Origin of the sequence: Hymenobacter koreensis (assembly GCF_039541855.1) — a bacterium.
GTDB classification, from domain to species: domain Bacteria; phylum Bacteroidota; class Bacteroidia; order Cytophagales; family Hymenobacteraceae; genus Solirubrum; species Solirubrum koreensis.
On the sequence record NZ_BAABHA010000001.1, the window covers coordinates 176,635 to 201,549 of the forward strand.

General features: G+C 58.9%; 27 protein-coding genes and 1 pseudogene. 21 read left to right on the forward strand and 7 right to left on the reverse strand.

Features of this window, described 5'->3' with window-relative positions; genetic code table 11:
- Positions 1–8 precede the first annotated feature (8 nt).
- Positions 9–1,400, reverse strand: a complete 1,392-nt coding sequence (locus tag ABD903_RS00760; RefSeq protein WP_345220467.1) for a mercuric reductase — start codon at positions 1,398–1,400, stop codon at positions 9–11.
- 100 nt (positions 1,401–1,500) lie between these two features.
- Here ABD903_RS00760 and ABD903_RS00765 point away from each other — a divergent pair, with 100 nt between their 5' ends.
- Positions 1,501–2,238, forward strand: a complete 738-nt coding sequence (locus ABD903_RS00765; RefSeq protein ID WP_345220468.1) for a hypothetical protein — start codon at positions 1,501–1,503, stop codon at positions 2,236–2,238.
- Between the two features lie 82 nt (positions 2,239–2,320).
- Here ABD903_RS00765 and ABD903_RS00770 read toward each other — a convergent pair whose 3' ends face one another.
- Positions 2,321–3,646 (reverse strand): cation:proton antiporter, encoded by a 1,326-nt coding sequence (locus ABD903_RS00770; RefSeq protein ID WP_345220470.1) that lies wholly within the window; start codon positions 3,644–3,646, stop codon positions 2,321–2,323.
- Positions 3,647–3,784: 138 nt separating this feature from the next.
- Positions 3,785–3,961, reverse strand: coding sequence for a hypothetical protein (locus ABD903_RS00775; protein ID WP_345220471.1), 177 nt, complete (start codon positions 3,959–3,961; stop codon positions 3,785–3,787).
- A gap of 341 nt (positions 3,962–4,302) precedes the next feature.
- Between ABD903_RS00775 and ABD903_RS00780 the strand changes: the two genes are divergently transcribed.
- On the forward strand, positions 4,303–5,097 hold the full coding sequence (locus ABD903_RS00780) for a hypothetical protein (protein ID WP_345220473.1): 795 nt from the start codon (positions 4,303–4,305) through the stop codon (positions 5,095–5,097).
- A gap of 102 nt (positions 5,098–5,199) precedes the next feature.
- Here ABD903_RS00780 and ABD903_RS00785 read toward each other — a convergent pair whose 3' ends face one another.
- Positions 5,200–6,138, reverse strand: a complete 939-nt coding sequence (locus ABD903_RS00785) for a peptidase associated/transthyretin-like domain-containing protein (RefSeq protein ID WP_345220474.1) — start codon at positions 6,136–6,138, stop codon at positions 5,200–5,202.
- A 468-nt stretch (positions 6,139–6,606) separates the two neighbouring features.
- Positions 6,607–7,500 carry a succinate--CoA ligase subunit alpha gene (gene sucD, locus ABD903_RS00790; RefSeq protein ID WP_345220476.1) on the reverse strand — a complete coding sequence of 298 codons (894 nt, stop codon included), beginning with the start codon at positions 7,498–7,500 and terminating at the stop codon, positions 6,607–6,609.
- Positions 7,501–7,922: 422 nt separating this feature from the next.
- On the opposite strand from sucD, the gene ABD903_RS00795 reads away from it, so the two are divergent.
- From ABD903_RS00795 to ABD903_RS00805, 3 genes and pseudogenes are all read left to right on the forward strand, one after another.
- The gene (locus ABD903_RS00795) at positions 7,923–9,260 is read left to right on the forward strand and encodes a T9SS type A sorting domain-containing protein (protein WP_345220478.1); all 1,338 of its coding nucleotides are present in this window, start codon (positions 7,923–7,925) and stop codon (positions 9,258–9,260) included.
- A 293-nt stretch (positions 9,261–9,553) separates the two neighbouring features.
- A pseudogene (locus tag ABD903_RS00800) lies at positions 9,554–10,531 on the forward strand (PLP-dependent cysteine synthase family protein); the annotation flags it as partial.
- A gap of 76 nt (positions 10,532–10,607) precedes the next feature.
- A complete protein-coding gene (locus tag ABD903_RS00805; RefSeq protein ID WP_345220479.1) occupies positions 10,608–11,024 on the forward strand; it encodes a response regulator in 417 nt (138 codons plus the stop codon).
- Between the two features lie 81 nt (positions 11,025–11,105).
- Here ABD903_RS00805 and ade read toward each other — a convergent pair whose 3' ends face one another.
- On the reverse strand, positions 11,106–12,767 hold the full coding sequence (ade, locus tag ABD903_RS00810; RefSeq protein ID WP_345220481.1) for an adenine deaminase: 1,662 nt from the start codon (positions 12,765–12,767) through the stop codon (positions 11,106–11,108).
- A gap of 86 nt (positions 12,768–12,853) precedes the next feature.
- Between ade and ABD903_RS00815 the strand changes: the two genes are divergently transcribed.
- The 9 genes from ABD903_RS00815 (at position 12,854) to ABD903_RS00855 (ending at position 19,187) form a co-directional block, all read left to right on the forward strand.
- Positions 12,854–13,015, forward strand: a complete 162-nt coding sequence (locus ABD903_RS00815; protein ID WP_345220483.1) for a hypothetical protein — start codon at positions 12,854–12,856, stop codon at positions 13,013–13,015.
- Positions 13,016–13,320: 305 nt separating this feature from the next.
- Positions 13,321–14,082 carry a hypothetical protein gene (locus ABD903_RS00820; RefSeq protein WP_345220484.1) on the forward strand — a complete coding sequence of 254 codons (762 nt, stop codon included), beginning with the start codon at positions 13,321–13,323 and terminating at the stop codon, positions 14,080–14,082.
- 140 nt (positions 14,083–14,222) lie between these two features.
- On the forward strand, positions 14,223–14,615 hold the full coding sequence (locus ABD903_RS00825) for a hypothetical protein (protein ID WP_345220486.1): 393 nt from the start codon (positions 14,223–14,225) through the stop codon (positions 14,613–14,615).
- Positions 14,616–14,785: 170 nt separating this feature from the next.
- The gene (locus tag ABD903_RS00830) at positions 14,786–15,205 is read left to right on the forward strand and encodes a hypothetical protein (protein ID WP_345220488.1); all 420 of its coding nucleotides are present in this window, start codon (positions 14,786–14,788) and stop codon (positions 15,203–15,205) included.
- On the forward strand, positions 15,202–15,906 hold the full coding sequence (gene cmk, locus ABD903_RS00835; RefSeq protein WP_345220490.1) for a (d)CMP kinase: 705 nt from the start codon (positions 15,202–15,204) through the stop codon (positions 15,904–15,906). Before ABD903_RS00830 ends, cmk begins: the two co-directional genes overlap by 4 nt.
- A 51-nt stretch (positions 15,907–15,957) precedes the next feature.
- Complete coding sequence (locus ABD903_RS00840; protein WP_345220492.1) at positions 15,958–16,704, forward strand: DUF1963 domain-containing protein; 747 nt, start codon at positions 15,958–15,960, stop codon at positions 16,702–16,704.
- 45 nt (positions 16,705–16,749) lie between these two features.
- Positions 16,750–17,637, forward strand: a complete 888-nt coding sequence (locus ABD903_RS00845; protein WP_345220493.1) for a 4-hydroxy-3-methylbut-2-enyl diphosphate reductase — start codon at positions 16,750–16,752, stop codon at positions 17,635–17,637.
- Between the two features lie 70 nt (positions 17,638–17,707).
- Complete coding sequence (locus ABD903_RS00850) at positions 17,708–18,247, forward strand: DUF502 domain-containing protein (RefSeq protein WP_345220495.1); 540 nt, start codon at positions 17,708–17,710, stop codon at positions 18,245–18,247.
- Between the two features lie 124 nt (positions 18,248–18,371).
- Positions 18,372–19,187: an alpha/beta fold hydrolase gene (locus ABD903_RS00855; protein WP_345220497.1), complete on the forward strand. Its 816-nt coding sequence runs from the start codon at positions 18,372–18,374 to the stop codon at positions 19,185–19,187.
- Positions 19,188–19,195: 8 nt separating this feature from the next.
- Here the strand turns inward: ABD903_RS00855 and ABD903_RS00860 are convergent, their stop codons facing one another.
- Positions 19,196–19,753 (reverse strand): O-acetyl-ADP-ribose deacetylase, encoded by a 558-nt coding sequence (locus ABD903_RS00860; protein ID WP_345220499.1) that lies wholly within the window; start codon positions 19,751–19,753, stop codon positions 19,196–19,198.
- Positions 19,754–19,919: 166 nt separating this feature from the next.
- On the opposite strand from ABD903_RS00860, the gene ABD903_RS00865 reads away from it, so the two are divergent.
- The 7 genes from ABD903_RS00865 (at position 19,920) to ABD903_RS00895 (ending at position 24,903) form a co-directional block, all read left to right on the forward strand.
- Positions 19,920–20,216 carry a 2TM domain-containing protein gene (locus ABD903_RS00865; protein WP_345220501.1) on the forward strand — a complete coding sequence of 99 codons (297 nt, stop codon included), beginning with the start codon at positions 19,920–19,922 and terminating at the stop codon, positions 20,214–20,216.
- Positions 20,217–20,708: 492 nt separating this feature from the next.
- Positions 20,709–21,188 carry an ATP-dependent zinc protease family protein gene (locus tag ABD903_RS00870; RefSeq protein ID WP_345220502.1) on the forward strand — a complete coding sequence of 160 codons (480 nt, stop codon included), beginning with the start codon at positions 20,709–20,711 and terminating at the stop codon, positions 21,186–21,188.
- A 46-nt stretch (positions 21,189–21,234) separates the two neighbouring features.
- Positions 21,235–22,197, forward strand: coding sequence for a 30S ribosomal protein S6--L-glutamate ligase (gene rimK, locus ABD903_RS00875; RefSeq protein ID WP_345220504.1), 963 nt, complete (start codon positions 21,235–21,237; stop codon positions 22,195–22,197).
- A gap of 204 nt (positions 22,198–22,401) precedes the next feature.
- Positions 22,402–23,061 carry a hypothetical protein gene (locus ABD903_RS00880; RefSeq protein ID WP_345220505.1) on the forward strand — a complete coding sequence of 220 codons (660 nt, stop codon included), beginning with the start codon at positions 22,402–22,404 and terminating at the stop codon, positions 23,059–23,061.
- Positions 23,043–23,210, forward strand: coding sequence for a T9SS type A sorting domain-containing protein (locus ABD903_RS00885; RefSeq protein ID WP_345220507.1), 168 nt, complete (start codon positions 23,043–23,045; stop codon positions 23,208–23,210). The genes ABD903_RS00880 and ABD903_RS00885 overlap by 19 nt, the downstream gene beginning before the upstream one ends.
- Positions 23,211–23,323: 113 nt before the next feature.
- Positions 23,324–24,343, forward strand: a complete 1,020-nt coding sequence (locus tag ABD903_RS00890; protein WP_345220508.1) for a succinylglutamate desuccinylase/aspartoacylase family protein — start codon at positions 23,324–23,326, stop codon at positions 24,341–24,343.
- The gene (locus ABD903_RS00895) at positions 24,340–24,903 is read left to right on the forward strand and encodes a GNAT family N-acetyltransferase (RefSeq protein ID WP_345220510.1); all 564 of its coding nucleotides are present in this window, start codon (positions 24,340–24,342) and stop codon (positions 24,901–24,903) included. Before ABD903_RS00890 ends, ABD903_RS00895 begins: the two co-directional genes overlap by 4 nt.
- Positions 24,904–24,915: the final 12 nt, after the last annotated feature.

Below are 24,915 nucleotides of genomic sequence, written 5' to 3' on the forward strand. Positions count from 1 at the left end.
CCCGTGGCCTACTTCAGCCGCGCAAACACGTTGTTCAGCGCCTCGGCCCAGGTGGGGTGGGCCCACACCATCTCCTGCAGCTGCTGGTATTTGAGGCGACCGACCATAGACACTTGCAGTACGGCCATAACGTCGCCGCCTTCGGGGCCGAGGATAGCGGCGCCCAGCAGCCGGTCGTCTTCGCCCACCAATATTTTCCAGAACCCCGCGGCCAGCCCCGTTTGCTGCGCCCGTCCAATGGTGCTGACCGGGAGCTTGGCCACTCGGTAGGGAATGTTCTGCTCTTGGGCCTGGGTTTCGGAAAGGCCAATGCGGCCCAACTGTGGCTCGGTAAACACCGCGTAGGGCAGCGGACGGTCTTTGGCCGAGCGGCGCTTGTTGCGCAGCAGCGCGTCGCGCACCACGCGGTAATCGTCGTAGCTGATGTGGGTGAACTGCGGGCCACCGTGCACGTCGCCCAGGGCGTACACGCCGCGCACGCCGGTTTTCAGCCGCTCGTTCACCTGTATGTAGCCGTGCTCATCGGTTTTAATGCCGGCGGCGTCCAAACCGAGGTCGTCCGTGTTGGGCGTGCGCCCGGTGGCCAGCAGCAGATGCGTGCCGCGCAGGCGCCGCTCGCCGGTGCGGGTGTCCACGGTCAGGGTCAACTCCCCGGCCTGGTTCCGGCTAACGCGCCGCGTTCGGGCATTCAGTACGAACTCGATGCCTTCGTTGGCCAGCGCCGCTTGCAAGGCCTTGCTAACGTCGGCATCCTCCCGGTCGAGCACCTGCCCGCCCGATTCCACAATGGTTACCTGGCTGCCGAAGCGCCGGTACATTTGCCCGAACTCCAGGCCGATGTAGCCTCCGCCAATAATGAGCAGGTGCGCGGGTAGCTCTTTCAGGTCCAGCAGCTGGTCGGTGGTGAGGTAGGGCGTTTCGTTTAGCCCGTCGAGTTGCGGCATAGCCGGGCGTGTGCCGGTGTTAATGAAAATAAGGGGCGCGGTCAGGGCCGTGGTTTCGCCACTGGCTAAGGCAACCTGCACCGAACGCGGCCCCGTAAAGCGGGCGTGGCCCTGCAGCAGCGTAATGCCGGGGCGCTCCACCGTGAGGTTGCTGCGAATACCGGCGCGCAGTTTCCGCAGCAATGCATCCTTGCGCTCGATAACGGCAGCCATGTCGACCGTGGGCGCGTGGGTGCGCACGCCGTATTCGGCTGCTGTGCGCACGGCGTGGGTCCGTTCGGCCGAGGCCAGCAGGGTTTTGGTGGGCACGCAGCCGTAGTTGATACAGGAGCCGCCCAACTGAAACGATTCCACTAAAACCACCCGGCGCCCGGCGTCGGCAAGGGCAGTAGCCAGTGGGTTTCCGGCCTGGCCCGAACCGATGATGAGGGCATCGTAGGAAGTGGTTTTGGGCATAATGCGCGTACTTGGGGCCGAAAGGCCGGCGGCAGTAGAGGAGCTTAATACAACGAAACTGCCTGTCTGTCGTTGTCAGCCCAACCCGGAACCCGTTCGCATGACCTTCAAACGCCTTTTTCCGCTTGTGCTGTTGCCGTTGCTGGCCAGCTGCTCGTCGCTGTATTACCCGCCACCCGCCGCCGCGCCCATGCTTACGCAGAAGGGCGAATTCAGCGGCGGTTTGCACGCCAACCTCAAAGAAAATTTCACCGTGCAGGGCGCTTATGCGCCCGGCGAGCATGTGGGACTAATTGCCACCGGCTCGGCGTTGCAGAACAAGTCCAAGAAGCGCTACATCGAACAGAACATAGGCGAGGTGGGCGCAGGCTACTTCACGCGCTTTGGCGCCTCGCAAAGCCGCATTCTGGAGGTATACGCCGGGGCTGGTTTGGGCAGTGCCAAGCTGCAGGAATTCGCCCGCGGCGACCGGCCTGCGGAGCTGCAGGAATCCAAGCTCGAGAAATACTTTCTGCAGGTGAACTACACCAAAAAAGACAAGGAGTCGTACCGCGTGCTGGGCCGCGACTGGCCCATTCGTTACGGGGCAGCCCTGCGGCTGAGCTACCTGAACATGACCGATTTTCGCCTGAACGGTGTGCGTACGCCGGGCGAAGACAACATCTTTTTCGAGCCCGTGAGCTACACCCGCATTGGCATTTACGGGCCGCTTAAGCTGCAATTCATGAGCGGCTGGAACTTCGGCCTGAAAAACCGCAAATACCTCACGGCCGGCAACTCCGTGTTCAGCTTCGGGTTCATTCTTAACCTGGGCGGCGACGGTAGAGGCGAGGAGTAGCGTGGGTGCAGTCCTGCCGGGCGCGCTGTAAATGGCGCTTCTTAACGGGGAACAGCGTGGTTGCTTCTCGGTGAAGAATGCATCACGCTTCCTCCATGGGCTGCGGGCGGTTGAGCCTGGCGGCCTCTTCGGCCCGTTTTTCTTCTTCCCGGCTTTGCTCCGCAACTTCTTCCGCTATGGGCCGGCCGTGGCGCCGGTCCAGCCAGTTCATAATTGGGGTGGCCAAAATGCCGTGTACGATAATGGAAACCACCATGGTAAAGCCTAAAATGGCCCAGAGCCGGCGTGGGTCATCAAAGTCACCTTTGGTAAGGGCAAAGGCCAGGTAAAAGATGGAACCGATGCCGCGGATGCCGAAAAACGAGATAATAGCCCGCTCGGACCAGGTAATGTTTGGCACGAAGGACAGCGTGAACATGCCTCCTAAAGGCCGCAGCACAAAAATGAGCCCCAGGCCCAGCGCGGCATCGGTCCAGGTAAGCGGGGAAAGCAGCCCGTGCATGATGGCGCCGCCCAGCAAAATGAGAATGACCACAATGAGCAACCGTTCCATTTGATCGGTGAAGGCGTGCATTTGCTTGTGGTACTCGTGTTTCCGCTCGTAGCTGCGCAGGGTGGTGGCGGCAATAAACACGGCCAAGAAGCCGTAGCCGTGTACCAGCTCGGTAGCGCCGTACGAGAGCAGCGTAACAGCCAGGGCCACAAAGCCATAAGCGCCCGTTTTTATGCTGACGCGTTTGGGGAGGTGAAAAATAAGCAGCGCCAGCAGCTTACCCGCCAGCCACCCCACTACCAAACCCGCCACCGTGCGATACAGCACGTCGTACCATACCCATTCTTGCAGTCGGGCCGAAATAGACGTACTAGCCGGCAGCAGCGCCAAAGCCAGGTACACGAAGGGGAAGGCCAGGCCATCGTTAAGGCCCGCCTCGCCGGTAAGGCTGAAACGCACGTTGTCTTCGCGGCCTTCGCCAGGGTCGCCCACCTGCACATCGCCCGCCAGTACGGGGTCGGTGGGGGCCAGGGAAGCGGCCAGCAGCACGGCGCTGGCTAAGCTCAGGCCCGCCAACCAGCCGCCCCAAGCCAGTCCGCCAATGGTAATTATCATCAGTACCAGCACCAAGAGCAACGGCGGGAGCCAGCGCCGCCACGAAAACACGCGGTCGATTTTCAGGCCCGTGCCGGTTAGGGCCACAATCACGCACAGTTCCGAGAGGTGGGTGACCAGTTTGGGGTACTGCAGCGGATCAGGCGTTGGTAAATCGAGCGGCAGCGCGTACACGCCCATGCCTAGAGCGATGTACAGAATAGGATACGAAAGCGGGTATTTCTCCAGCAACGACGGCAGCCAGGCCACGCCCAGAATGGCCAGGCCCAGCAACGTTAGCGCAATGGTGTAAGTCGACATACAAAACCTGTAAGAGCACAGAGGATTGCAGTAGTACGCTAATACCGGCGGAAAGAGCACAAACGCCAGTCGGTTTGGCAGAAACGAGTTGCCGTACGCAGTGGATTTTACGGAAGTGGATGGGCGTCCCTGGGTGTATTACAGCTCCTCTACCTCCAGCTCCAGGTCGTACGTGGAGGGCTGAAACTCCGCATTCGGCAGCCGATTGCGCATTTCTTGGTGGTGCTGCCGCTGACTAATCCAGCGGCCTTTTGCCAGGGCGACGTTATACAGCCAGGTGTGGTTGTCATCGGTAGCCGAGGTGCGCCGAGCCACGGCTGGGTGGAAGTGCTGGCCGCTTCTGTGAAGGGTCCGCTGAACAAGACCGAAATAAGGGGTTCCGCCAGCACATTACTAACACTTCTTAACAGCCTCCTAGACAAGGCCACCGCGCTATATGAGTAACATGAACTTATTAGGCGTGAAGTTTACAGTGCTTTTAATGTCCTTTTTAGGTATGGTGCTATTGCCGTTTAGGCTATATAATTAGCGTTTTTCCTAACATTATTTTTTATGAATGTCCGGTTTGTAAAGTCCAATAAATGAGTTTTTTTAGTTGCTAAGGCTATGTCATTCCCCGTGCTTTAATGCTCAACTAAGATTTTATCTCACGGGCAATGGCAACGCACTCCTTTTTAAGCAAGCAAGTACTCATGGGCAGCCTCGCGTTGGCATGTCATTCCTGTACGGTGTACACGCCCATGCAGCCGCATGCCACGCTTATTCGCGCAAAGGGTGAAGGAGAAGCTCTTGCGCAAATCCAAGCCACTGGTCGAGTGGAAGTGAAAGCAGCGTATTCCCCCCTAAATCATTTGCTGGTCATGGCCGCTGCCACAGGACGTCCTAGTTTACCCACCAGAAAGGACCGTCAACAGGATAATTACCGCACCCTTCAGTATGAGTTTGGGGTGGGGACCTATTTGCCATTGAATCCAAACTGGAACATTCAACTGGCTGCTGGTACGGGGCAAGCTTATGTCGAGCGAACAGTGTCAGAGTTTGGGATTATCCTAGCATTCAGTAATGCATACGAAGCCCGCTACCGCAGAAATTTTGGTCAATTAGGGGTTGCGTACCAAAAAGGGTGGGCCGGAATGGGATTTGGATATCAGCTTACGCAAGCTGTTTTTTCTCAATTGAGTGCCCAAGACCGGTCGGGTAATCAAACCCGCTACGAACTGCCGCTCGAAAATCAGCTGCGCCATGAATTGTATGGATTTATCCGATATGGCCTCGACGGCCCTGTCGCTCAAAGCCATTGGCAACTGCAAACCAGCGTGGCTTATTCGTTCTGCGAGCCGGGCCGAAGTACTCCTGAGCCTTATTCTGATATTGCATACCGAGCGCAGTTCAACCGGGGAAGTGGGTTACTGATTGGCTTGGGCGTCGTCTACGCATTGCGGCCCAGATGAGGAGGGCAAAGAAAAAGCCCCGGCTCTTACGAGTCGGGGCTTTTAAAAGCGTTGAAGCGCGTGAGCTTACGCTGTTACTTTGTTGCCTAATACATGTTGCTACTAGTTTTCCATAACGGCTTCAACCGCAGGCACCATGCTTGCGGCCGAGTGAAGCTGCCAAGCACCTGCCTTGTTGTTATAGCGCCAAAATTTGCAGAAAGTAGCTCTGGACTTAACACTGGCCAACATGGGGAAGGCGTCGTATGCCACTTTGCGTCGATTACCGGTGTTTATCGACACCAACTCCATCATTTTCTCTTGGTTCAGTAGGTCCTGCCGGGACACCGCAACTTCGTCAGGCTGCGATGGAGTGAAGGACAAAACAACTGCAAACCCAGCGGCCGGAACTTCCACGTTTTCGGCGCTCAGATCGAGTGTTAAAACCCCTTTTTTTGTGCGTTGCATTTGATGCGCTTTCACCTCCACGGGTCGAGGAAGCAGGTTGTCATCGGCAGGTGCGCCAGTGGCTGTCAAAGTAGAAACACGTAGAAAAAGAGTGCCTTGGCTGATTTCCCGATCATTAACAAGGTGTAGACGCACTTGCCGTAGTTGCGAAGGCACCCGAAATCGGGCTTCTGTAAAAGCCACAGCATCTACCCGCTGAGTTGCCACAATCATGCGGTTGCGTACCGGCTCACCCGACAGCAGCGAAAATGGGGCTGCTACGTTGCCACGGGCAACCACAATATCCGGTAAGATGATGCTTTGCGGAATTAACAAAACGGAGTCCACAACTCCTTCGGCTGATGAAGCAACGATGCGGACGGTACCGTAACCAATATGCGAAGCGGTAAACGCTTGCGGACGCGGCACGCGGACACGTCCGTCGGAACCAGTTATTGCCTGAGTGGAAGGTGCTTCAGCGTTGATAGATACACCGGCGAGGGGGCGTCGTTCCGCCGCATCCAATACCAGTATTTCATAAAAGGATTGAGACTTTGCTGGTAGGGACCAAAAAAAGACCGAAAACAAGGTCAGAAAATAGAGTAATCTACTCATTGTATGAAATATCGAAAAAACTGAGGGGCTTTCACAAAGCCCCTCAGTTTTAATTATTCGTCTCCGTAACAGGTCTGCTCCATTGTTTCGGATGAATAGCCTATAAATGCGAAATAACGCGACCGATGACAGATTTTCATCCCATCTACACAAACTCCGCAAGACCAAGCCCCCCATCCGAAAGCGGGACGTTCTTCAATTGGTTCTTCACCTTGAGCGTAAGCCTTGAAAGATACCCCAGCCACAACCAACACCGTGCCCAAGAGAAGGGCGCGAACTTTATTTTTCATTATAAAATAAAAGGAGAATTTACCTACTCTATTTTGCCGCTTTTCGGTTCCCGCGGGCTAGCAGCAGCAAATGTGGTTGTATTTCTCTAATATATAAAAACAAAGATTTAAAAAATCAGCGGCCTCTCCCCTGAGGGAGAGGCCGCTGATAAGAAATTCAAAAAGCGCGTGAGCTTACTTACGCCGTTACCTTGTTGCCTTTCAGCACGCGAAGCATGGTGTCGCCGATTTCGGCTGGCGAGTCCACCACGTGGATGCCGCACTCGCGCATGATGGCCATTTTGGCGGCAGCCGTGTCGTCGGCGCCGCCTACGATGGCACCGGCGTGACCCATGCGGCGGCCGGGAGGCGCCGTTTGGCCGGCAATGAAGCCTACCACGGGTTTCTTGTTGCCGGTTTCCTTGATCCAGCGCGCGGCTTCGGCTTCCATGCCGCCGCCAATTTCACCGATCATCACGATGCCTTCCGTCTCGGGGTCGTTCATCAGCATTTCCACCGCTTCTTTGGTGGTGGTGCCGATGATGGGGTCGCCGCCGATGCCGATGGCCGTGGTTTGGCCCAGGCCGGCTTTGGTGAGCTGGTCAACGGCTTCGTAGGTCAGGGTACCCGACTTGGAAACGATGCCGATTTTGCCTTTCTGGAAAATGAAGCCGGGCATGATGCCCACTTTGCACTCACCAGCCGTCATTACGCCGGGGCAGTTCGGGCCGATCATGCGCAGGCCCTCACGGCCCTTCAGGTACTCCTTCACCGCAATCATGTCCTTGGTAGGAATGCCTTCGGTGATGGTTACGATAACCTTAATGCCGGCGTCGGCAGCCTCCATAATGGCGTCGGCGGCGTAAGCCGGGGGCACGAAAATGATGCTGGTGTCGGCGCCGGTTTCGTTAACGGCGTCGGCTACGGTGTTGAACACGGGCTTGCCGAGGTGCTGCTGACCGCCCTTGCCGGGAGTCACGCCGCCCACCACGTTGGTGCCGTAGTCCATCATTTGCTGGGCATGAAACGAGCCTTCGGAGCCCGTAAAGCCCTGCACAATCACTTTCGAGTCCTTATTGACCAGTACGCTCATGTGGGGTAGGTTGGGAGGAAATATCGGTGGGAGTGTGCTGCACGCAGCGGCACGGCCGCAAAGGTAGCCTTTTCGGGCGGCGGGGCAAGGTTGCTTTGCAAGGCGGCGCCTGCTCCACAAGCTGCGGTAACAATTGCAGGCGGCAAAGCAATGGGCTTTCCATTCAAATGTTGAACGCGCCGATGAGAACCTCGCGTGGACTTTGCGCTTTCTCGGCAAGCTCATAAGTACGTGCAGGATGCGCAAAAGAAAACAAAAACGGCTTCAGGTGGCAGGCAGGCTGATTACCACATGCTTGTGTGATTGTGCGTTGAGCATGCGGTATGGAATTTTGCGGCATCCCGCGGCGGGTACTACGAGGCAGTATTGACGTCTCATTCGCTGGGGTACCCGGTCACTCAACCTTCTCTTTTTCCTTTCTTATGATCATGTTCCGGCATCTACTAGCGGCGGTTCTGTTCGTTGCAACAACGGTAAGTATTCAGGCCCAAACTTCCCGTGTGCCTGCCGCCCCTGCTCCGCCTCACTATGGCATTTCAAAAACCAGCGGCCAATTGGCTGCACGTACCAGTGCCACCATTCACAAGCCCGGCACAACCGTTCAGTACGAATGGGAAAACGGTGCCTGGGACAGGTCGTCGGCCCTGAAAACGGTTACCTCCTACAATGCGCAGGGCTTGCCCAATCAGCAGATCGTTTCCGATTCGAGCACCAGCGTTCCTTCGCTCCGGGTTTCCTATTCTTACGACGGTCAGGGCCGTCCAACCCAGTACCTGTCTGCTAGCTGGAGCAATGGTGCTTGGGCCAACCTAAACCGCTACATTATTTCATACGATGGTTTCGGCGACATCACCGGTTATGCAATCGAGGATTGGGTGAGCGGTACTTGGGTAAACTCAATGGCTTTTCGCTACGTCATTTCGCGCAGCGGAAGCTTGATTCAACAGGTTGAGCAGGAAGTTAAAGTGGCACAAGCACCCATCTTTTCCAAGGTGAATCGGACGGTTTACACCATTTCCAATGGTCAGTACACGGCCGTAAGCGAGCAAGATTGGGATAACGGCGCCTATGTAGAGAAAGAACGTACGCTCAATATAGTGTGGGCTGATTGGGCACAGCGGCGGCTGGCATCCTACGATGAGCAGCTATGGAATACGGCAGATGCCCGCTGGGTTGAGTTCCGCCATGCCCTCACGCATAGCTCCACCAGCATTGTTACAGTAAGTCAGGAAAAGGAGAATAACACGTGGACCAACACGTTCCGGGAAACCATCACGTTCGACGGCCCCGGCAACCAAGTCGGCTCGCGCGAAGAGAGCTGGGATGGTACCGCCTGGGAACTGGACGAAGAGCGACGCACCCTTATTTCTTACGGCGCCAATGACCGCATTCTGCGCGAGATAACGCAGGTGCGCAATCAAACGGCACCGGCGTTTGTCAACGTTGAGCGCACCAACTACAGCGACTTCCAAGCCATTATTACCGCCGCCCGCAACCAAGACCTGGCGGCCTCGGCTACGCTATACCCCAACCCGGCAGTTGAACACGCGACCTTCAGCCTGACGGGGCTGCGTTCCTCCGCACCTATAAAAGCCGAGCTCATCAGCAACATTGGGCAGGTGGTGCGCACCTTTGAACTGCAGCCAAAGCAAGGCGCTCTGCACGAAACCCTGAACTTATCCGCTCTGCCCAGCGGGGTGTACAGCTTGCGCTTGAACACCAGCGAAGGAGCAGTAGTGAAACGTTTTGTGCGGCAATAGTTGCGCACGCAAGGTCCTTCAATTTGCACCAAAAGCGCCCCGTCCTACTTGGTTGGGGCGCTTTTCTATGGTCCCGTAAACAACCCAGTTGGCTCGTTTGTGGCTTTAAGTAACTTCCATTCGTGCGAAGTCCGGCAGCCTCGAAATCATTCCTGCCCTCGGGCACCATCACACGCAGGCTGTTGTTGGCGTATTCCGGCACTGGCAGTTGCTTCGGTTCCAAGACAAGTGCAGGTAGATGCGTCGGCAACTTTGCCAAAACCGTACCTTTGCGCTTTCCCAAACCTCCCTTCATGTACCTCAATAACATCATTGAAGCCATCGGCAACACGCCGCTGGTGAAGCTGAACAGCGTAGCTGCTGGCATTCCAGGCACCATTTTGGCCAAAGTGGAGTACTTCAACCCCGGCAACTCGGTGAAAGACCGCATGGCCATTCGCATGGTGGAGGACGCTGAAAAGGCGGGCCTGCTGAAGCCTGGTGGCACTATCATCGAGGGCACTTCTGGCAACACCGGCATGGGCCTCGCGCTGGCCGCCATTGCCAAAGGCTACAAGTGCATCTTCGTGATGAGCGACAAGCAGAGCAAGGAAAAGCAGGACATTCTGCGCGCCGTGGGTGCCCAGGTAGTGGTATGCCCCGTCGACGTAGCCCCCGAAGACCCCCGCTCGTATTACTCGGTGGCCAAGCGCCTGAGCCAGGAAACCCCGAACTCGTTCTACCCCAACCAGTACGACAACCTCTCGAACACCGCGGCCCACTACGAAGGCACCGGCCCGGAGCTGTGGAAGCAAACCGAAGGCACCATTACCCACTACGCCTGCGGCGTGGGCACCGGCGGCACCATTTGCGGCACCGCCAAGTACCTAAAGGAGCAGAACCCCAACATCGTCAGCATTGGCCTCGATACTTATGGTTCGGTATTTAAAAAGTACAAAGAGACCGGTATTTTCGACGAGAACGAAATCTACCCTTACAAGACCGAGGGAATTGGCGAAGACATCCTACCGAAAAATGTTGATTTCGACCTCATTGACCTCTTTATCAAGGTAACCGACAAAGATGCGGCCGTAATGACGCGCCGTTTGGCCAAAGAAGAGGGTTTGTTCGTGGGCTGGTCGTGTGGATCAGCAGTATACGGCGCCTTGGAGTACGCCAAAGAAAACCTGAAGGACGGCGACACCATGGTGATTGTGCTGCCAGACCACGGAACGCGCTACCTCGGAAAAATATACAACGACGACTGGATGCGCGAACAGGGCTGGCTGGAATAAATTGCGTACCTTTAAGCTTATTAGGCCGACTGCCGCCGTGGCCGGTATCGTTCACCTTATTCGGCATAAGCTTATGGCACGTAAACTGCAAAAGGTCGTCCTCATCGACGACAACGAAACCACCAGTTTCCTGAATAACCGCTTGTTGCAGCGGTTGGAGCTGGCCGAAAACGTTCTTTCGTTCACTAATGCCGAGCAGGCTTTCGCGCACTTCTGGGGCAAGCAGTCCGGTTCCGACTCCGATGCACCTGAGTTGGTGTTCGTGGATCTGAAAATGCCTGGCATGGATGGTTTTGAGTTCCTGAACCAATACAACCGCCTGGCTCCCGAGCAGCGTGAAAAAACCGTTATGGCCGTGCTTACCACTTCCATGCACTCGGCCGACACCACCCGCGTGGCGCAGTACGAAGGCGTAGAATATTTGGCTAAGCCCCTAACGGAAGAAAAAATGCAGCGCCTGCTGCAAAAGCGCTTCGCGCTGGCTAATTAGAACGTATTTCCTAAATAGAAAAAGCCGCTTCGGATGCGTCCGAAGCGGCTTTTTTATGCTCAAATGATTTGGTTGCGAGTTCTACAGCAGCACCGGTACAAACTCGAATTTCTCCCCGTCGAACAGCCCTTTGTCGCTGAGCTTGAGGCTGGGAATAACCAGCAGGGCCATAAACGACAATGTCATGAACGGGGCGGCCAACGTGCTGCCTAGCTGCTTGGCCAGCTGATCCACGGCCGTGTAGGCTTCGGCCACGGCATACCCCTCACCGTCCGACATCAGGCCGGCTACGGGGAGGGGTAGTAAGATTTCCTCGCCGTTGGCACCCACGGCGGCCAACCCGCCTTTCGCTTCAATTACCAAGTTCACGGCGCGGGCAATGGCTTCGTCGTCGCAGCCCACGGCGGTGATGTTGTGGGAATCGTGGCCGACGCTGCTGGCCAGGGCGCCACGCTGCAGCCCAAAGCCGCGGATAAACGCCACGGCGGGCGCGGCGCCGGTCTCGTAGCGGTTCACCACGGTGAGCTTGAGTACGTCGTTGGGCACGTCCGCTACCAGGTTACCGTTCTGCACCGGCACGGCGGCGGGCTCGGCTTCGGTAATCAACTGGCCGTCGTAACAGCGAATGGCGCGCACGGAAACCGGGTTAGCCGAGGTATCGGGAGCGGCAAGTCGGAAATCGGCAGCCTTCACGGGCTGGGCATGAAAGTTATTGGGCGCCTCGTTACGGCCGGGCGGCAGTAACGCCTGGCCATTTTCGGCTACCAGCTCGCCGCGCAGGTAGGTTTGCTGCACCCGAAAGTCCTGTATGTTGTTCACCACGATGAAATCGGCCGGGTCACCTTCGCGCAGCAAGCCCACATCGAGGCGGTAATGCTGTACGGGGTTTAGGCAGGCGGCGCGCAACACCTTGAATAAGTCGATGCCACGTTCCAGGGCCCGGCGCACCAGGGCGTCGATGTGGCTGAGCACGAGCGAATCGGGGTGTTTGTCGTCGGAGCAAAACATGATGTGGCTGGCGTGCTCGGGCAGTAAATCCACCAGCGCTTCGAAGTTGCGGGCCGCCGAGCCTTCGCGGATGAGGATGTGCATGCCCACAGCCAGCTTATCCAGGGCTTCTTCGGCGGTAAAGCATTCGTGGTCGGTACTCATGCCGGCGGCCGCGTAACGGCGGGCGTCGTCGCCGCGCAGACCGGGCGCGTGTCCGTCGATGGGGCGGTTGTACTGTCGGGCCAAGGCAATTTTACGCAGCACGTCCGGGTCGTTGTGCAGCACGCCGGGCCAGTTCATCATTTCGGCCAGGTAGCCAATTTTAGGGTTCTGAAACAGCTGTTCAATGTCCTCGGCGCTAATCACGGCGCCAGCCGTTTCAAACACCGTGGCGGGCACGCACGACGGCGCGCCGAAACAGAAGTGGAACGGCGACTGGCGGGCGTTGTCGAGCATAAACTCCACGCCGGCCACGCCCAACACGTTACCGATTTCGTGCGGATCGGAAACGGTAGCCACGGTGCCGTGTACCACCGCCAGGCGGGCAAACTCGGCGGGCACCAGCAGCGAGCTTTCCACATGTACGTGGGCGTCTACGAAGCCGGGGAGGGCATAGGGCAGGGCGGTATCGGGTGCGTCGCCTTCGTAGGTAATAGCAGCTATTCGGCCCTCAGCCACCCGGATGGTAGCGGGCCGTATGGTGCTGGCAAATAGGTCGATGACGTTGGCGCGGAGACTGAATTCGGTAGGCATGAGGGAGGAGAGGACGAAAAGAAAAGCCGACGGCATGAAACCAGCGGGGGGGTAAAGAACTTTATATTTGTTTAAATCCCCGAATTGTGAAGCAGACCCTTACCCTGTGGCTGGCGCTGATTGTACTGGCTACCAGCGTGCCGGCTCTTACCAGTTGCGCCCGCCGTACTACCCAGCAAAAGAAAACGGCCGCTTTCAAGCGTAAAGCCAAGGGCGGCAAAACGCCCTGCCCCTGCGACAGTCACTAAATCAGTGCCCAATTCCTGGTTCAATTTTTCTTTTTGATACGATTAGCTTTTACTGCTTGTTGAGTTACCGCTGCGGCGTGCTTTGGGTGTAGCCTTGCTTCTATGTAGCCTGTCAATAACTGCCGCCGCGCAAGCTGGCCTTGCCATGGCCTTAACCTGCACCGCTATCAACGTTACCATCCTGGTCACGGCTGACCATCAATGGTCTGGTTAAATCATTCTGCTTTAGAGCAACTCTCCGAGCAGGTTCTTTACGACAACGCTTGATTGATACTAACAGGAGGGGCCTATCAGGGCCTCACACAATGAAGCAAATTGCAACTCTCGCGTCTGACCCGAACCTGTTGGGCTTTCTCCAAATGGCTCTTTCCCGTTTGGCTAGTGTAGGCTTGTTGTGGGTGCTCAGCATCGGTCAAGTCTTTGCCCAGTCAGCAGATTTGCCTGTTACACCACCCCCGCCACCCCTGCCACGGCGGTTATACGACCCCCAGATACCCATAAAGACCACAGAGAAAATCCTTTGGATGAATGGGAACGAATGGGTCACGCAACGCATGTATGCCAGAGGCGAAGGTTCTTACGTATTGTCGAACGGGCGGCGCGGCCAGGGCACACTTTCTATTACACCCTCCAAGTTGTGGGTCGAACCCCACAACGGTTCGGCCGAAATACGGTTTCACCTGACCGAAGTGCAGCGAGTCGTTATTGTGCGCGATACATTTGAAGTGGTGAGCGGAAATGATTTGGCAACGGGGCGTCGTTTGGCTCAACAACCAGTGCGCGTATTGTATAGCCGCCACGGCTACCTGCTTTACCAACTGCAGGGGGATCGGCTGACACTGCCATTCGGCATCCAGCCTAGCCGCCTGCTCCTGCGCCTACCTGACGGCCGCGTTGGTAACCTTCCTTTAGGGGTAAAGCCTTTGCAAAAGTTCTTGCGCCCGCTGCTGGGCCAATGTCCGGAGGTGGAAGCCCGAATGGAGAGCCGGAAATTCGATTTGCGCGAAATACCGTTGGTGCTGCACGAATACATCGAGTGGCAGCAACGCAGCGAGGCGAGCCGCTGATGTAGCCAGTGCTACCAGAAGAGCATGATGCTATTGACCTTGCTCCGCCGGATAGCGGCCTGCGCCGGTGCCTTTAAGTCCTTATCTTGCTAAAGCGTACTTAGTGCCCAGCGCCTGCCCCTGATTTATCGACCACACCCATGCCCCACGAAAACCCTCTCGCCCAACTCCGCCAGGCCGCCGAAGCCGTACGGCAGCAGCTTCAGGTTAATAATTTCGACGAAGCCGCCGTACGACGCCTCGAAACCTTTATCGAAGAGCAACGCCCGCTACTCACCAAAGAGACGACCCAAGGCGTAGTAGTGGCCCTGGGCGCTTTCTTCGGGGAATGCCTGGTGCAGCAGTTCAAAGGCGAATGGGCCTCGGCCCCCGACGGGACAACGGGCGTGGGCGTACGAGGAGACTTGTTCTTTAACCCGTTTTTTCGCGTGGCCATGCAGCTGGAAAAAGGCCTCGACGAATCGGTGGTGGGCTTCTTTGAGTCCATGCCTGCTCGGCTGGCCGAGCCACCCAAGAAGAAAGGCTGGATTTAGTAGCTGGCGGAAATAAATTGTTTGAATAAGTCAAAAAAAGCCTCGGTGCTGCACTCGCGCGCCGAGGCTTTTTTTGCGTGGTTTTTAGCGTTTCCAGCAAAAATTTTGTAACTACGTTGTCAACCTGATGCGGGTTGCTTAATCTTTCTTTTTTCTTACTTCTTCTTGTAATGGAAGAACTTCGGACTGCCGCCGAAGCCGTGCGGCAACAACTCAACGTACCTGCCTTCGACGCTGTTGCCGTGCGGGCACTCATGGATTTCATTGAACAACAACGCCACGGCATTGAGCCCGCGGCCCGCGAGGGCGTGGTAAATGCGCTGGGTTGCTTTTTAGGCGAATGTATAATTCGCACGTATGGAGGCCGTTGGGAAACCAATGAGTCGGGTTTGGTGGGCGTACAGCTCGGAGCGCATACCTTTGTGCGGCCGTTCGTGCACGTGGACCGTCAGCTCACGCACGGGCTAGCTGAATCGGTGGATGGGTTTTACCTCTCGGTGCCCGACCGCCTGAAGCAGCAGCCCGCGCCGCGCAAGACGTGGATTCCCGTGCCGCTCCCGCCGGCCTTCCGCCGACCGCACGCTACATGAAAAACATCGTCATAGCCATCGACGGCTACTCTTCCTGCGGTAAAAGCACCACGGCCAAGGCCGTTGCCGCCGAATTAGGCTATGCATACATTGACACCGGGGCCATGTACCGCGGTGTTACGCTTTACCTGCTCGAGCACGACATTTCCTTTGAAGACGTGCCGCGCGTGGAGGAAGCCCTGCACGAGCTGCAAATCAGCTTTAAACGGAACCGCCGGACGGGGCGCAACGAGTTGTGCCTCGACGGCGTCATCCGCGAGGACGACATCCGGCAGATGCGCATTTCGAACTCAGTGAGCGAGGTATCGGTTATTCCGGCCGTGCGCCACGCCATGGTGCGCCAGCAGCAGCGCATGGGTCGCAAGCGCGGTGTGGTAATGGACGGACGCGACATTGGCACCACCGTGTTTCCCGACGCCGAGGTGAAGGTATTTATGACCGCCGACGTGCACACTCGCGCCATGCGCCGCCAAATGGAGCTGGCCGTGAAAGGCGAAGACGTGTCGCTCGACGACATTATCCAGAACCTGCAGAAGCGCGACTACATCGACTCCACGCGGGCTGAAAGCCCGTTGCGCCGCGCCTCCGATGCCGTGCTGCTCGATACCTCGCACATCACCATCGACGAGCAGGTGGACTTTGTGCTGGAGCGAGTGTCGTCGGTGCTGGTGGATGCGTTGCGCGTGGCCGACCTCGGCTAAAAAACCGGTATGTGGGGCTGGCTGAAGCGCTGGGCGGAGAAACCGGCTGCCGTGGCTGAAAAAGGAAAACCGGGACATGTAGTAAGCCGGGCCGACATTTTGGCCTGGCGCGAAGCCGCGCGCCGGCCACTCTGGCTGCCGCTTACCCAGGCGGGGCAGTCGGATACCAACCCCAACCGTTTTGGCGGGACGCCTAGCTTAGCGGCCGGCGAAACATGGCCCTGCTGCCAGACCTGCGGGGCCGTTATGCCCTTGTTTCTGCAGCTTGATACAGGCAGCTTACCCACAGGAGCTCCGCTGGCAAAAGAAGGCTCTGCGGGACTGCTGCAGCTGTTCGGCTGCCGGCAGAAAAGCTGCCTCGCCTTCACACAAGACGGCTCCGCCCTGGCTCGGGTGTTGCCCGTGGCCCCGCGCTACCCAACTTATTCCACGGTACGTACTGCCGTACTGGCGCCCAATACCATTACCGGGTGGCAGGCCGAAACCCAGGAGCCAACCAGCGACGAATGGGACGAGGCGAACGGACAGCTGCCTCCCGATTTTACCGATGACGATGACGCGGTTGATTACCCGTGGTTCCGCAACGGCCGCAGCCGCGACAAGCTCGGCGGCTGGCCCGATTGGGTGCAGTTTCCCGAATACTCCACCTGCCGCGTGTGCGAGCGGCCCCACACCCTAGTGTTTCAGCTGGAGTCGGAGGAAAACCTGGACTTTGTGTTCGGCGACGTGGGAACTGCGTACTTAACCTATTGCGCTCAGCATCCCGACGAGCTAACATTTTCGTGGCAGTGTAGCTAGTTCGGCGTAGTAATTGCCTGCTGTCTTTTTTCGAACTTTGTAAGAATGAACGTCTCCATCGATAAGAACTCCGGGTATTGTTTCGGCGTGGAATACGCCATTCAAATGGCAGAAGACGAGCTGGGTAACAGCGCGGAGCTGTATTGTTTGGGCGACATCGTGCACAACCGCATGGAGGTGGAACGCCTGCACCAGCAGGGCCTGCGCGTGATTGACCGCGAGCAGCTGGGCGCTCTGCACGACTGCAAGGTGCTCATTCGGGCCCACGGCGAGCCGCCCGAAACCTACGAGCTGGCCCTGCGCAATAACCTCACCCTCATCGACGCCTCGTGCCCGGTGGTGCTGAAGCTGCAGAACCGCGTGAAGCACGCTTTCGACGCCAGCCAGCGCCAGGACGGCCAGATTGTGATTTACGGCCAGCCCGGCCACGCCGAAGTAGCCGGCCTGACGGGCCAAACCGGTAACCGCGCCATTATTGTGATGAACGAGGCCGACCTGGACCAGGTGGACTTCACGCGGCCGGTTACCCTCTTCAGCCAGACCACCAAGAGTACCGCCGGTTTTTACCACATGAAGCAGCTCATTGAGGAGCGCATTGCGGCGGCCGGCGGCACCGTGGAGAGCTTCGACGCCAACGACTCCATTTGCCGGCAGGTATCGAACCGCGAGCCGCAGCTGCGCAAGTTTGCTGTGGAGCACGACGTGATTGTGTTCGTGAGCGGACGCAAGAGCTCCAACGGCAAGGCGCTGTTTTCGGTAGTAAACCAAACCAACCCGCGCAGCTACTTCGTGGAAAACGAGCAGGAGCTGAGCGAGGCGTGGTTCGAGGGTGCGCAGTCGGTGGGCATCTGCGGAGCCACCAGCACGCCCATGTGGCTGATGCAGCGCGTGGCCGACCGCATTCAGGAAATAGGCGCGGCTGTGCCCGCGTAGTGCATCCGTACGCTTCTTTTAATAGCTTGCCCGCCCGGCCGATTCGGCCGGGCGATTTTGTATTCCGGCCATGAAAAAGATAATTGGCTATTTCCTGCGCGGCCTGCTCATTCTGGCGCCCGTGACCATCACGTTGTACCTGCTGCTGGGCGTTTTCAACTGGCTGAACGACATTTTTGACATCGAGGGCTACCCCGGCCTGGGCCTGGCGGTGGTAATAGGGCTGCTTACGCTCATGGGCTACATCGGCACGCAGGTGCGCCCGTTCATTGTGCTGGGCGAGCGTATTCTCAACCGCCTTCCGGTAGTTAACATTATCTACTCCAGCATCAAGGACATCTTCGATGCCTTACTGGGCGAAGAGCAGAAGTTTAACGCGCCCGTGCTGGTGAAGGTGTTTGCCGGCACCGAGTGCTACAAGCTGGGCTTCGTCACCCAAGAGTCGATGGAGGGCATTAACCGCACCGACCTCACGGCCGTGTATTTCCCCGACTCCTATAACTTCTCGGGCGAGTTGCTGCTGGTGCCCAAGGACAGCGTCATCCACATCGACTTGCCCAGCTCGCAGGTTATGAAATTCGTGGTGTCGGGCGGCGTGGCGCGGCTGTAATTAGGAGACACGTAACAAGCTGGCAATTTGAGGTAGGCTGTAACCGCGTGCAGTGGGCAAGAGTAAACCCTGTCACCTGTCACCTGTCACCTGTCACCTGTCACCTGTCACCTGTCACCTGAACATGTTCGTTACCTCGGGCTCAACCAAGCTGCATTACCAGGTATACGGCCGTGGGCCGCGGGTGCTGCTGGCTTTTCACGGCTACGGGCAGAGCGAAAGTCACTGGCGTACCTTGGTGAACCAGATTGGCGACCAGGTGACGCTCTACACCTTTGACCTGTTTTACCACGGCCGCAGCCAGCTGGCCAAAGCCGATGCGCCCCTGCGCAAGCCGCGTCTGGGCGAGCTGATGGAACAGTTTTTAGTGGACAACAACATCAGTCACTTCGGGCTGCTGGCTTTTAGCATGGGTGCCAAGTTTGCCCTTGTCCTGGCTGAGCTTTTTCCCGAGCGCGTGCAGCAACTCTGGCTTATTGCCCCCGACGGCATCAAAACCCAGTTCTGGTATTCGCTGGCCACGTACCCGCCCTGGATGCGCGGCGTGCTGGGCCGTGCCGTGTTGCGCCCGCAACGCCTGCTGCGCTTTATCGACCGGCTGGCCGAGCGCCGCATCGTCGATTACGGCTTGGTGCGCTTTGCCCAGTGGCAACTCGATAGCCGCGAAAAGCGCCTGCGCGTGTACCGCAGCTGGACCAACTTCCGCCTGCTCACGTTTGATCTGCGCCGCTTAACCGCCACGCTAAACCAGCAACCCACGCCGGTTACATTTTTCCTCGGCAAGCACGACAAAGTCATTCCGCATACCGGACTGCAAGCCTTCATTGCCTCGTTGGGCGCGGCCCACACCGTGCTGCTCGATACCGGCCACGCCGGCCTGATTTACGAAGTGGCCGCCTACCTGCGCCGTCATCCCGAAGAGTGGCGCTGGGCAGCATAAGCGTCGATTTACGTAGCCAGTTCCTGCTCGTACAGCCGGTAACTCTCCTCATCGAAAGCCACGAACACAATGGTTTCCGGCCTGGGGTGTGCGGCCAGAAACTGCTGCGCCTCGCGCACGGCAATGCGCACGGCCTCGGGCTTGGGGTAGCCGTAAATACCGGTGCTGATGCCGGGAAAAGCCACGCTCTGCACCTGCTGCTCGGCGGCCAGCTGCAGGCTGTGGCGGTAGCAATCGGCCAGGAGCTGCGGCTCGTTGTTGCGGCCGCCGTTCCATACCGGGCCCACGGTGTGAATAACGTAGCGCGCCGGTAGGCGGCCGCCGGTGGTTAGCACGGCCCGGCCGGTGGGCAAACTGCCTTGCCGGGCACGTATGGCGCGGCACTCTTCCAGAATTTGGAGCCCGCCGGCGCGGTGAATGGCGCCATCGACCCCGCCGCCCCCGAGCAGGGAGGAATTGGCGGCGTTAACGATGGCGTCGGTATCGAGGTGGGTGATGTCGCCCTGCCAGAGCAGGATGCGGCCGAAGGAGCGGGCAGTAGCGCGCCAATCAAGAGAAGCAGGCATGGACAGAGGTACGCAGTAAACCGGGCGGCGGGTTAAAACAGCTGGTCGGTAAAATCCGACGGTTCAGCCCGCGGCTTTACCGCCTGGGCAATATTGTGGTTGCCGAATACGACCGGCTTCGGTACATTTAATCAACTGATCTGCCCTCCAAAACCCTACACTTGTTATGGAAACCGTAGCCCGCGACCCGCAACTCTGGCGCATGGCCAAAGCCCGCGCCAAATTCAAGTCGCATGCCGTGACGTACCTGCTCGGTAACGCGCTGCTGTGGGGCATCTGGTTCGTCTCCGGCTCCCATTCGTACGGCCGAAACTTCCTGCCCTGGCCGGTATGGCCCACGCTGTTCTGGGGCATTGGCCTGGCCATTCAGGGCCTCACGACCTACGGCTTTACGGGCCGCAACAACTGGTCGGAGCGCGAATACGAACGGCTGCTGCGCGACAAGCAGGCCGGACGACTGTAGCCCGGCCGGTGCCCGACTACCGCAACGAGTGCGCGTATCGCATTGGCCCCGGCACATAGCCTTTGGAAGCGCCACCGGTGGCAATGCGCTCCAACGCCCTTCGCACGGGCCCGCCACTGGTGGCAACGTGTTTCGAAGCCCCTGGCATGCCTTCTTCACCGGTGAAGAAGGCATGCCAGGGGCTTCGGAGGTCCTCTTCACCGGTGAAGAACCAATCCTAAGCCCTTCGGACACGTCCTTCACCGGTGAAGGGCGGCTGCGGACCCACACTTAACCCTTCTTCACTGGTGAAGAAGGCCTCCGAAGCCCGTTGGAGCTTGCCTTCACCGCTGAAGAGCGTATCCCACGCGGGAGTAGTGCACCCGGTTTTCTCCCTGAGCACGCCTCCCGGACCGCCGGTCACCGGTCTGCTGAGTGGGTTTTTCCCGCGTCGCCGAAAAAAAAGTGGGGTGCGTGCCAGTCGGCCGGCGGCCGCTGCCGTATTTTGCCTCTGTGAAGAAAACCCTGACCCGACGCCCAGCCAAGCGCACCGTGGGCCGCCGCGAGCTGGTGGATTTCCCGCAATTTCAGCTCTGCGGCGTAGAGGCCAAAGTAGATACCGGCGCCTACACCGGCGCCATTCACTGCTCGAACATTCACGTAGACACGCTGCCCGACGGGCGGTCCGTGCTGCGCGTGCTGCTGCTCGACGAGTCGCACCCCGCCTTCGACGGCCGGCCGCTGCACTTCGAGCAGTTTACGCTGCGCGAAATTCGCTCTTCCAACGGCGACGTGCAGGAGCGCTACGTCATTCAGGCCACGCTTCGCATCTTTGGCGAGGATTACGACACGGAGTTCTCGCTTTCCGACCGCTCCGACATGAAATACCCCGTGCTCATCGGCCGCCTGTTGCTGCGCCGGGCCCGGCTGGTGGTCGACGTGGCCCGGCGCAATCTTTCCTTCAAGCTCCAGCAGCGTCAATATTCCGGGTAAAGTCGCCACGGCCGCCCGCATCCGTTTCTACCCGTTACCCCACCCCATGAAATTGGCTATTCTGTCGCGTGAGCCGAAACTGTATTCCACCAAACGGTTGGTGGAAGCAGCCGAAGCGCGTGGCCATCAAGTCGAAGTAATCGACCATTTGCAGTGCAACCTGGTGCTCGAAAAGGGCACACCCAGCATCATTTACGAAGGCCGCCGGCTCGAAGGCTTCGACGCCGTCATTCCCCGCATCGGGGCCTCGGTAACGTTTTACGGTACGGCCGTGGTGCGGCAGTTCGAGATGATGAAGGTGCGCACGGCCGTCGACAGCCAAGCCATTGTACGCTCGCGCGACAAGCTGCGCTCCATGCAAATTCTGGCCCGTGCTGGCGTGGGCATGCCTAAAACCGCTTTCACCAACTACTCGGCCGAAGTGCTGGAAATGATTCAGGAGGTGGGCGGCGCCCCGGTCATCATCAAGCTCCTTGAGGGCACCCAAGGCTTGGGCGTGGTGCTGGCCGAAACCGAAAAAGCCGCTCAATCGGTCATCGAAGCGTTCCACAACCTGAAGGCCCGCATTATCGTGCAGGAGTTCATTGCCGAGAGCAAGGGCGCCGATTTACGCGCCTTCGTGGTAAACGGCGAAGTGGTGGGCGCCATGAAGAGGCAGGGCAAGGAAGGCGAATTCCGCTCGAACTTGCACCGCGGCGGCACCGGCAAGCTGGTGAAGCTCACCCGCGCCGAAAAAGCCGCCGCCCTGCTGGCCGCCAAGGCCCTGGGTCTGGGCATTGCGGGCGTGGATATGCTGCAAAGCAAGCGTGGCCCGCTGGTGCTGGAGGTAAACTCGTCGCCGGGTCTGGAAGGCATCGAAAGAGCCACCGGCCTCGACATTGCTGGCAAAATCATTGAGTACACCGACGAGTTGACGAAGAAGAAGCGCAGCGTTAAGAAGAAGGCCGCTCCCAAACGCCCCAGCAAAGCCGGCATGCCCGACACGCAGTCGGACGAGTCGTTGCTCTAGCCGGGCGAAACTGAACGAAACTCTCCTCCTCAGATGAAGAGGGGACGCCGCGCCTTTAGGCGCGGCCGGGGTGGTTGACAATCGTTGCTGACGCCAGAACAAACCGGCTGCTGACGTCCGCATTCGCCGATTCAGCCAACCAATGGGTTACGTTAAGCCCGCGTCCAGATCAACAGTATCCGCTCACCCGATACCGCTACGGCTATGGCAGGTTCTGTACCAGCCCTCTTAATCGGCCTGCTGGCCCTCAGCCTGGCGGCCTGCGACCCGGTTGCCACCTTCGAGCCGTATTCGGTAAAGCATCCGCTGAACCTGGAGCGCGTGCTGGGCCGCCGCGTCACGCTGCTCGGCCCCGATACCCTGGCGCTGGCCATATCATTCGACCCGGCCACGCGCCAAAACCTCATCGTCAGCTCCGACAGCAGCCGGCAGCCGCTCAGCGTGTGGGCCACGCGCTACCGGGGCCTGTACTACCTAACCCAGTCCACTCAGCACGACTCAGTATACTTGGTACACGCCGTGCGCATCAGCAGTAGCCAGGTGCAGGGCCTCTACCACGACTACAACCAGCTCACCAAGCTGGCCGAAGCCGTTAACGACGGCCAGTACCAGGACCTGATAAGCTTCCAGGACAATAAAAAAGAGGTGCTGCGCCTTCGCTACCACGCCAAAACCCTGCGGCCGTTCTACGAAGCCGTGCTAGACAGCTTGCCCGTGTACCGCGTGCAGGCGGGCGCCCGTTCGACCTCGAAAACGCCCGTTCCAGCTGCTGGCCCCATTCAAAGCGTGTACCCCAACCCGGCCCGGCAGCAAACCACGCGTTCGGCCAGGCCGGGCCGCACACCGTGGAACTGCTTACCCTAAGCGGGCAGGTGGTGCAAACGCACGTCGGCAACGGAGCTGCTACCAACCTGCCGTTGCAGCACGTACCGGCCGGAACCTACGTGCTGCGGGTACGCGAAACCAGCTCCGGCCGTAGCGGCAGTCAGCGGCTGGTGGTGGCAGAGGAGTAGGGCAGGGTCTAGAAGTCAGATTTTAGTGGAACTTAGGAACGGCATTAGCCGGCACCGGCCGCCACGCGTAAGCGGGAAGCCGGCCTTTTTGGTTCGCTCCACATCCGTTTCTGTTGAAGAAGAAAGCCAACGACTCCACGCCCGCGTTCTATTTGAATGGTCGCACCATTGCGCCCGGCGAGCAGGTGCTTACCCGCCTCATCATCTCACAGTTGCCCACCGGCACCGTCATCGACGTGCCGGTGCACGTGTTCCGCTCCCTGCAACCCGGCCCCACGGTGCTGCTGATGGCCGGCATGCACGGCGACGAGGTGAACGGCATCGAAACCATTCGGCGCATGATTCGGCGCGGGCAGCTGCAGGAGCCGTTGCGCGGCACCATCGTGGCCATTCCCATCCTCAACATCTACGGCTTCCTGAACTTCTCGCGCGAAGTGCCCGACGGCAAAGACGTGAACCGCTCGTTTCCCGGCCACCCGCGCGGCTCGGTAGCCAGCCGGGTAGCGCACCGCTTTATGCGCGAAATTATGCCGCTGATCGACTACGGCATCGATTTTCACACCGGCGGCGCGGCCCGCTCCAACCACCCGCAGGTGCGCTGCCTGCTGGGCGAAGACGCCGAAACCGACGCCTTAGCTGCTGCTTTTGCTGCTCCGTTTACCCTGCACGCGGCCCTGCGGCCCGGCTCCCTGCGCGAAGCCGCCATGCAGCAGGGCCGCCGCATCATCGTGTTCGAAACCGGGGAATCGTTGCGCCTCGATGAAGCTGGAATTGAGCTAGCCACGGCCGGTACGTTTCGGTTTTTGAAGCACCTGGGCATGCTGGCCGAAGCCCCCGAGCCCGCGCAAGCCACCGTGGTGTGCCGCCGCCACACCTGGCTGCGGGCCAAGTACGCGGGCCTGTTTCGTACTCCGTTGCGCACCGGCGAATACCTGCACAAAGGCCAGCAATACGGCGTGGTAGCAGACCCTTACGGCGAACAGGCCGTGCGGCTGGTGTCGCCGGTGAGTGGCTATGTCATCGGCCTGAACCACATGCCGGTGGTAAACCAAGGCGACGCGCTGCTGCACATTGCCGTGCCCGAAGAGCCGACGGACGACGAAGAACTGCCCTCTGACTCTGACGCCCAATGAGCTTCTCCCGCCCATTAGCTGCCGACCGCGTGCACCTGCGCCGTCTCCAGCCGCAGGATGCTGCCGCTTTCGCTGCATACCGCGCCGACCCCAACGTATCTCGCTACCAAAGTTGGGAAACCTACTCGCTGCAACAGGCCGTTGACTTCGTAGCCACATACGGCCCGGCCGCCATTCCCGGTGCCCCCGGCGAGTGGCGCCAGCTGGCCATTGCCCTGCGTGCCACCGACGAGTTGATCGGCGACTGTGCCCTGCACCTTACCGCCGACGACCCGCGCATTGCCGAAATCGGCATTACGCTGGCACCCGTGCACCAAGGACACGGTTACGCGCACGAGGCGCTTCGGCTGTTGCTAGGCTACTGCTTTCAGGAGCTACACCTGCACCGTGTGTACGCCATAACCGATGCCTTAAACACACCCGCCGCGCAGCTGCTGGAAGGTGTAGGTATGCGGCGCGAGGGGCATTTCCGGCAGCACGTGTGGTTTAAAGGCGCCTGGGGCGACGAGTTTCTGTACGCCGTACTGCGCGAAGAATGGGCGGTCCGCGCTACTGCGTAACGTAACGTGGGC